The sequence below is a fragment of the Vibrio sp. 1069 genome (genome assembly GCF_033340555.1).
Map to the genome: position 1 here is coordinate 1 of NZ_JAWOWP010000198.1, position 865 is coordinate 865.

Genomic DNA, 865 nt, shown 5'->3' on the forward strand with positions numbered 1-865 from the left:
ACAAATTACCGAAGAAAACGCGCCTCGAGTTGGTGTTGCAATCGGCTCAGGTATTGGCGGCCTAGACCTCATTGAAACTGGTCACTCAGCACTGGTTGAGAAAGGTCCTCGCAAAGTTAGCCCATTTTTTGTTCCTTCGACCATCGTAAACATGGTTGCGGGTAACCTGTCTATCATGCGTGGTCTTCGTGGTCCAAACATCGCGATCTCTACTGCATGTACTACAGGTCTACATAACATTGGCCACGCTGCTCGTATGATTGCATACGGTGATGCAGACGCGATGGTTGCTGGTGGTGCAGAAAAAGCTTCTACGCCTCTTGGTATGGCAGGCTTCGGTGCTGCTAAAGCACTTTCTACTCGCAATGACGAACCTCAAAAGGCATCTCGCCCATGGGATAAAGGCCGTGACGGCTTCGTTCTAGGTGATGGTGCTGGCGTGATGGTTCTTGAAGAATACGAACATGCGAAAGCACGTGGCGCTAAGATTTACGCAGAGCTAGTTGGCTTTGGTATGTCTGGTGATGCTTACCACATGACTTCACCAAGTGAAGATGGTTCAGGTGGTGCGTTAGCAATGGAAGCAGCAATGCGTGATGCGAACATCACGGGTACTCAAGTAGGTTACGTGAATGCTCACGGTACATCTACTCCTGCTGGCGACGTTGCTGAAATCAAGGGTGTGAAACGTGCTCTTGGTGAAGAAGGTGCAAAACAAGTTCTTGTTTCTTCAACTAAGTCAATGACTGGTCACCTATTGGGTGCTGCTGGTTCAGTTGAAGCTATCATCACGATTATGTCTTTGGTTGACCAAATCGTTCCACCAACGATTAACCTTGATGAGCCAGAAGAAGGTCTAGACATT

At 48.4% G+C, this 865-nt stretch carries 1 protein-coding gene; it reads left to right on the plus strand.

The window, feature by feature from the left end; genetic code table 11:
• Positions 1–865, plus strand: an 865-nt coding sequence (locus R7040_RS25410) for a beta-ketoacyl-ACP synthase II (protein WP_318097416.1), incomplete at both ends; no start/stop codon positions are given.